This window comes from Hamadaea sp. NPDC051192 (assembly GCF_040682475.1).
In the GTDB taxonomy this organism is placed as follows: Bacteria; Actinomycetota; Actinomycetes; order Mycobacteriales; family Micromonosporaceae; genus Hamadaea; species Hamadaea flava.
Window position 1 is genome coordinate 1 of sequence record NZ_JBFBAZ010000240.1, and the last position, 7,297, is coordinate 7,297.

Annotated in this window: 7 protein-coding genes; 1 reads left to right on the top strand and 6 read right to left on the bottom strand. The window is 71.6% G+C overall.

Features of this window, described 5'->3' with window-relative positions:
* Positions 1-93 precede the first annotated feature (93 nt).
* The 4 genes from AB0M47_RS41530 to pgsA are packed head-to-tail and all read right to left on the bottom strand — an operon-like array spanning position 94 to position 3,289.
* Positions 94-576, bottom strand: coding sequence for a hypothetical protein (locus AB0M47_RS41530; protein ID WP_363424215.1), 483 nt, complete (start codon positions 574-576; stop codon positions 94-96).
* Positions 577-602: 26 nt separating this feature from the next.
* Complete coding sequence (locus AB0M47_RS41535) at positions 603-1,748, bottom strand: glycosyltransferase family 4 protein (protein WP_363424218.1); 1,146 nt, start codon at positions 1,746-1,748, stop codon at positions 603-605.
* Positions 1,749-1,775: 27 nt separating this feature from the next.
* Positions 1,776-2,648 carry a phosphatidylinositol mannoside acyltransferase gene (locus tag AB0M47_RS41540; protein ID WP_363424221.1) on the bottom strand — a complete coding sequence of 291 codons (873 nt, stop codon included), beginning with the start codon at positions 2,646-2,648 and terminating at the stop codon, positions 1,776-1,778.
* Positions 2,645-3,289, bottom strand: coding sequence for a phosphatidylinositol phosphate synthase (pgsA, locus tag AB0M47_RS41545; protein ID WP_363424223.1), 645 nt, complete (start codon positions 3,287-3,289; stop codon positions 2,645-2,647). The genes AB0M47_RS41540 and pgsA overlap by 4 nt, the downstream gene beginning before the upstream one ends.
* A gap of 140 nt (positions 3,290-3,429) precedes the next feature.
* Here pgsA and AB0M47_RS41550 point away from each other — a divergent pair, with 140 nt between their 5' ends.
* Positions 3,430-5,604 carry an elongation factor G-like protein EF-G2 gene (locus tag AB0M47_RS41550; protein WP_363424226.1) on the top strand — a complete coding sequence of 725 codons (2,175 nt, stop codon included), beginning with the start codon at positions 3,430-3,432 and terminating at the stop codon, positions 5,602-5,604.
* 228 nt (positions 5,605-5,832) lie between these two features.
* Here the strand turns inward: AB0M47_RS41550 and AB0M47_RS41555 are convergent, their stop codons facing one another.
* The gene (locus tag AB0M47_RS41555; protein WP_363424229.1) at positions 5,833-6,690 is read right to left on the bottom strand and encodes an MFS transporter permease; all 858 of its coding nucleotides are present in this window, start codon (positions 6,688-6,690) and stop codon (positions 5,833-5,835) included.
* Complete coding sequence (locus AB0M47_RS41560; protein ID WP_363424230.1) at positions 6,687-7,127, bottom strand: hypothetical protein; 441 nt, start codon at positions 7,125-7,127, stop codon at positions 6,687-6,689. The genes AB0M47_RS41555 and AB0M47_RS41560 overlap by 4 nt, the downstream gene beginning before the upstream one ends.
* Positions 7,128-7,297 lie beyond the last annotated feature (170 nt).

Below are 7,297 nucleotides of genomic sequence, written 5' to 3' on the forward strand. Positions count from 1 at the left end.
GGGGGGGGGGGGGGGGGGGGGGGGGGGGGGGGGGGGGGGGGGGGGGGGGGGGGGGCGGGGGGGGGGGGGGGGGGGGGGGGGGGGGGGGGGGGGTTAGACGTCGATGTCGAAGTATGACGGGCGCTCGTGGCGCCGGGCCAGCCCCAGCATCCGCGCCATGCGGTGTTCGCGCAGCGACAGCGCGTCGCGTACTGAGTCGGTGTGCACCTGCCGCGCCAGGGCCAGCCGCCGTCCCGCCGCGTCGACCGCCTCGACCAGGGCCGGGTCGGCTTTGGCGGCGGCCACGTCGAGTTCGCGGAGTCGCCGGGTCAGGTCGTTCTCAGCGGCTTCCCGCTCGCCGTTCGGGGCGTCCAGGGCGGCGCGCGCGGCCAGGTACAGCTCGTCCTGCGGCGTGTCGGCCTGCTCGGCGAGCACCGCCGCGGCCGCCGCGCGGCGTACCAGTTGGGCGTCCAGCGCCCGCCGCGCCGAGCCCGCGCGCAGGTGCAGCCGGTCGAGCCGCGCCGCGAGCCAGGTGACGTAGGTGCCCACCAGGACGACCACCGCCACGACTCCCACCACCCACGCCACGTCGAGCATGGTAGTGGTCGCTCACCCCCGCAGGATCACCCGGCGGCCAACGACTCGTCCGCGCCGGGCACGACCTTGCCCGGGCTCGCGTCGATCGCGGTCTGGTACACCTCCAGCACGCGCCGCGCGACCACCGGCCAGTCGAACTCCCCCACCACCGCGGTGGCTCGGGCCGACAGGTCGGCGCGGCCTTCCGGATCGTCCAAAAGCTCCGATATTGTACGCGCAAGGGCGCCTACGTCACCGTTAGCGAACAACGCCCCGGCCCGGCCACCGTCGAGCACCCGGCGAAAGGCGTCGAGGTCACTGGCGATCACGGGAGCCCCGGCCGCCATCGCCTCGGTGAGGATCATGCCGAAGGACTCGCCGCCCGTGTTCGGCGCGACGTAGAGGTCCACGCTGCGCAGCATCCGGGCCTTGTCCGGCTCGGACACCTTGCCCAGGAAGGTGAGCCGTTCCCGGACGATTCCGGGCAGCTCGATCTCGTCGAGGTCGCTCGGACCGGCCAGCAGGAGCCGCAGCCCCGGGCGACCAGGGGCGATCCGGGCGAACGCCTCGGACAGCAGCCCGAAGCCCTTGCGGGGCTCGGTGAACCGGCCGAGGAAGCCGATCGCGCCGCCCTCGCCGGGCCAGCCGGGCAGCGGGTCGGCGGTGGCGAACTTGGCGACCGCCACCCCGTTCGGGATCTCCACACCACCGCCGCCGAGGTGTTCGACCTGCACCCGGCGGGCGAGGTCGCTGACCACGATCCGGCCGGTGATCCGCTCCAGCACCACCTGCAGGGCGACCTGGGCGGCGGCCATCATCTTCGACCGCGTCATCGCGGTGTGGAAGGTCGCCACGACCGGCCCGTCCGCGGCGAGCACCGCCAGCATCGACAGGCTCGGCGTGATCGGCTCGTGCACGTGGAGCACGTCGAACCGTCCGTTGGCCAGCCATTTGCGTACGCGGGCCAACGAGATCGGCCCGAACGCCAGCCGCGCCACCGAGCCGTTGTAGGGCACGGCGACGGCCCGTCCGGCGGCCACCACGTACGGCGGCAGCTCGGCGTCCTCGTCGGCCGGCGCGAGCACGCTCACCTCGTGCCCGAGGCCGAGCAGCGTCTCGGCCAGGTCGCGGATGTGGAACTGCACGCCACCGGGCACATCCAGCGAGTACGGGCAGACGATCCCGATCCGCATGCCCCTCCCCTTCTTCCGCGCCCGCGGTTATTCGGCCAGCCAGAGCTTCTGCAGCATGTGCCAGTCGGCGGGGTGCTGGGCGATCCCCTTGGCCAGTTCGTCGGCGACCGTCTGAGTCAGCGCTCGCACCCGCTCGGTCAAAGTACCCTCCGTCGGCGGTTCGAGGGGGCCGACGAGCCGTCCGACCGGGCGCTCGGGCTCGTACCAGAGGCTCGCGACGAACAGCGGAGCACCGGTACGCAGCGCCAGCAGCGCCGGACCGGCCGGCATCCGGGCCTTGCCCCCGAAGAAGCGGACGTCGATGCCGCGCCGCGACAGGTCCCGGTCGGCCAGCAGCGGCACGATGTGGTTGTCCTTCAATGCCTCGATCAGCAGATCGGTCGGCGACGCCGAGCCGCCCTGATTCGGGATGATCCGCATCCCCAGCCGCTCCCGGTACGCCAGGAAGCGCTGATAGACGGCCTCGAGCTGCAACCGCTCGGCGACCGTCGTCAGGGGCATGCCCATCGCGGTGACCCAGGCTCCGGCGGCGTCCCAGTTTCCGGCGTGCGGCAGGGCGACGACCGCCCCGGTCCCCCGCTCGCGGGCCTCCCGCAGCATCTCCCAGTTCTCCAGGGCGAACCCGTCGCGCAGCTGCTGGCGGGACAGCGACGGCAGCCGGAACGCCTCCATCCAGTAGCGGGCATAGGAGCGTACGGCGTCGCGGAGCAGCTCCGGGGGCACCGGCCCGCCGAGGACCTGCTCGAGATTGCCTTCGAGACGGCGTACCCCTGGACCTTGACGACGGGCCGCGCGATCGGCGCCGGCCCGGAAGACCGCGGTGGCGACCGGCTTGGGCAAGGCCCGCACGACCCGCCAGCCGGCCGCGAAGCCCAACTCGACGAGCTTGTCCCGGTTCACGCGGCCTCCTGCTGCCCGGCTGCCTGCTGCTCGGCGACCTGACGCCGGTCGGAGCGGGCGGCCTGGACCATCCGCTGGCCGATGGTGAAGATCGAGCCGGCCGCGAGCAGCCAGAGCGCGGCGGGCAGGCCCCAGCCGACGCCGGCCGCGGTGAGTAGCCCGCCCACGCCGATGCTGATCAGCCGCTCGGCCCGCTCGACCAGGCCGACGTTGGCGTCGAGGCCGAGGCCTTCCGCGCGGGCCTTGACGTAGGAGACGACCTGTCCGGCGACCAGGCAGATGAGCACCGCGACCAGCGTCGGAGTCTCGTCGCGGTAGAGGTACGCCAGCGAGGCGAAGACCATCCCGTCGGCGACTCGATCCATCGTGGAGTCGAGGAGCGCCCCGAACTTGCCGGTCTTGCGCTGGGCTCGCGCCATCGCGCCGTCGATCACGTCGGTCAGCGCGCTGAGCGTGACGATCACGACCGCCGCGACCAGGTGACCCCGGGTCGCGAAGCCGATGGCGCCCACACCGACGCCGAGCGTGCCGATGACCGTGACGACGTTGGCCGTCACGCCGACGCGCAACAAAGCGCGAGTAAGTGGATCGAAGAGTCGCACGGTGGCGCTCTTGACGGTGACACTGAGGATCTTCGCCATAGCGGTCTAAAGATAATCGGAGGCACTGGCGGATCTGTGTGTCGGGGTTGTTAAGTCGCCGCCAGGGGTGTGGGATTCAGGTATGTGACGTGAACCACAGCCGAACTACGGCTTGACTCCAATGATTAGAGGAGGTAGCGATGGCCCAGAAGGCTGCGCCCGCCAAAGGCGGGGAGAAGGGGGTCGCCGGCGCCGTGCCGGCGGTGGATTCGCCCGACAACGTACGCAACGTGGTGCTCGTCGGACATTCCGGCTCGGGCAAGACGACGCTGGTCGAGGCGCTGCTCGCCGGGACCGGCACGATCTCCCGGGAAGGCTCCGTCACCGACGGCACCACGGTGACCGACAACGACCCCGCCGCCGTACGCCAGCAGCGCTCCGTCGCGCTCGGCTGCGCGCCGATGCTCTACAACGGCGTGAAGATCAACCTCCTCGACACTCCCGGGTACGCCGACTTCGTGGGCGAGCTGCGCGCGGGCCTGCGCGCGGCCGACGCCGCCCTCTTCGTGGTGAGCGCCGTCGACGGCATGGACGCCGCGACCGTCGCGCTGTGGGAGGAGTGCGCCGCCGTCGGCATGCCGCGTGCGGTCGCCGTGACCCGGCTGGATCACCCCCGCTCCGACTTCGACGAGGTGGTCGCGCTGTGCGATCGCGTCTTCGGTGAGGGCGTCATGCCCCTGTACCTGCCCATGCACGGCGACGACGGCGAGAGCGTGGTCGGCCTGATCGGGCTGCTCACGCAGCGCGTGTTCGACTACACCGAGGGCTTCCCGCCGGCCGTCCGCGACCCCGATCCCGAGCACCTGCCGGCCATCGAGGAGGCGCGCAACGAGCTGATCGAGGGGATCATCGCCGAGAGCGAGGACGAGACCCTCATGGACCGCTACCTCGGCGGCGGGGAGATCGAGATCCAGACCCTGGTCGACGACCTGGAGAAGGCGGTCGCGCGCGGCCACTTCTACCCCGTCGTGCCGGTCAACTCCCCCACCGGCGTGGGCCTGGACGCCCTGCTGGAGCTGCTGACCAGCGCGTTCCCGACGCCGCTGGAGCACCCGCTGCCCGCGGTCACCGCCGTCGACGGCTCGCCCCAGGCTCCGCTGACCTGCGACCCGGCCGGTCCGCTGGTGGCCGAGGTGGTCAAGACGACGATCGACGCGTACGTGGGGCGGGTGTCGCTGGTGCGGGTCTTCTCCGGCACGCTGCGCCCGGAGACCGCCGTGCACGTCTCCGGCCACGGGCTGGCCGAGCGCGGCCACGCCGACCACGACACCGACGAGCGCATCGCGCACATCTACTCGCCGCTCGGCGCCACCCTCCGCGAGGTGCCGTACGCCGTCGCCGGCGACATCTGCGCGATCACCAAGTCGACCTCGGCCGAGACCGGGGACACCATCTCCGCCAAGGACCACCCGCTGCTGGTGGAGGCGTGGGAGATGCCGGAGCCGCTGCTGCCCGTCGCGGTCGTGCCGAAGACCCGCTCCGACGAGGACGCGCTGGCCAAGAACCTCGGGCGACTGGCCGCCGGGGACCCGACGCTGCGCCTGGAGCGCAACCCGGAGACTCATCAGCTCGTCCTGTGGTGCATGGGCGAGGCGCACGCCGACGTCGTCCTCGAACGCCTGAAGGCGGGCGGCGTCGAGCTGACCACCGAACCGGTCCGGGTCGCCCTGCGGGAGGCGTTCATCTCGGAGTCCCAGGGCCACGGCCGGCACGTGAAGCAGTCCGGCGGGCACGGACAGTACGCGGTCTGCGACATCGTCGTCGAGCCGCTGCCGCGAGGAACCGGCATCGAGTTCGCCGAACGAGTCGTCGGCGGCGCCGTGCCGCACAACTACATCCCGAGCGTGGAGAAGGGCGTACGCGCCCAGGTCGAGAAGGGACTCGTCGCCGGATATCCGGTCATCGACGTCCGGGTGACCCTGGTCGACGGCAAGGCGCACAGCGTCGACTCCTCCGACGCCGCCTTCCAGACCGCCGGGTCGCTCGCGTTGAAGGACGCCGCCGAGAAGGCCCAGATCTCGCTGCTGGAACCGGTCGACGACGTCGAGATCCGGGTGCCCGACACGTACGTGGGGGCGGTCATGAGCGACCTGTCCGGCCGCCGCGGCCGGGTCCTGGGCAGCGACGCCGACCCCGAGCACGACGGGAAGACGGTCGTCCACGCCGAAGTCCCCGCGACCGAACTCGTCCGGTACGCCATCGAGCTGCGGGCGATGACCTCCGGCGCGGGTAGCTTCCGCCGGTCGTTCGCCCGGTTCGAGCCGATGCCGTCACACCTGGCCGACGCCGCCCGCAAGGAACACGCCACCCGCTAACCCGCCCGCTCCGCTCGCCCCCCGCCCCCGTTCGCTCGCTCCGCTCGCCCCCCACCCCCGCCCTGTGCGCGTTGATCATGGAGTTAACTGTGGTCTCGACGGTGTGTCGTCACCGGAAACTCCATGATCAACGCGACGCAGCGAGGCAGCGAGGCGCGGCGCCGAGCGGCGGGAGCGGCGCCGAGCGGCGGGAGCGGCGGGAGCGGAGCGGCGACGGAGGGTCCGGGATCAGCCGGTCAGGGCGGGTTCCGCGACCGGCTCCGCGGGCTTGTCCCGCCGGACCTTGCGGCGGAGCCAGTCGTAGGCGCGCTCCAGTGGCAGGAAGCTCAGCATCGCCACCAGGTGCGGGGCGAACGAGATCGTGATCGTGGCGATCGTCACGACGTGGAACGAGTAGAAGAAGCCGACGACCCGCAGCCGCCACTTCTCGGGCACCACGAAGACGAGCGGGCTCAACAGCTCGAACATCATGATGCCGATCTGCGCCCCGATGAGCAGGCCTGGGATCGGTGCGATCAGGTCGGCCAGGCCGGTTCCCCGGCGCAGGATCGCGCGGGCCAGCACCGACCCGGTCATCCACTCCGGACCGCCGTATCGCAGCTTCGCCCAGGAGGCGAGGAAGTAGGTCGCCACCACGCCCAGCTGCACCATGCGGAAGGCCCACCCGGCGCGCTCGGATGGCGTACGGTCGCCGAAGCGCGCGGGACCACACGTGGGCAGCACCGCGAGGGCCACGAGGTACGCGTACCGGTCGTGGTCGACCTTCCCGTAGCTCATCGCCACCAGCATCCAGGCGAAGTAGAGCCCGAACACGGTCCAGCCCAGCAGCCGCGGATAGCGGCCGGTCGCGGCGGCCAACGCCGTCACCAGCAGCGTCCAGAAGATGATCCACACGATCAGGGCGGTCGGCCGCGGCAGGTGCAGCAGCCGGGCGACCAGCAACGGCTGGTACGACTCGGCGCTGGCGTGGGCGTGGCCGCGTACCCACGGGGTGAAGATCACCAGGTCGGCGGCGGCGAACAGGTAGACGATCGTGCGGAAGAGCGCGACGCGGGCCTTGGGGACCGGGGCGAACAGCCAGTTCATCGGGCGACCCGCCAATCGGCCAGCACGTCGTCGGTCCACTTGCCAGTGGGCCGCCCGGAGTGGATCTCGTGCATCCGGTTCACGTAGCGGACCTCGACCAGCGGCGCGGCCTGCGGATTGCGCTTCTCGTACGCCTCCAGCACCTGCCGGAGCAGGGACGGATCGGCGGCGTACGCGTCCTGCGACGCCTCCACCTCGGCGCGGCGCAGCCCGGTGCGCTTCTCGTTGAGGAGGATCACGGTCCCGTCGGCGGTGACGCCTTCGATCCGGGGATCGGGTGCGGGCTCGTTCGGCGGGTTGACCCCGGCGTACATCCGGAAGGGACCGAACGGGAAGTCGTCGTCGGAACCCCATAAGGTTCCGCCCAGCAGCAGAGCGCAGACGACGGCGGTGATCACCACTCTTGTCGTGCGGGCATTACGGGAAAGCGTGTCCATGGCGGACCGAAGCGTAGCCGGTCCGCCACACCGGCCGCTGTCCCGGCATGGACTGCGTTACCGGATCGCCGACACCTTACGACCTGATGCGTAATTGGCTGTGAGGTGTGTTCGCCTCACCGCCGTACTTGTTGATCATCGTGTGGCGGTGAGGTCGGAGACCAGGGTCG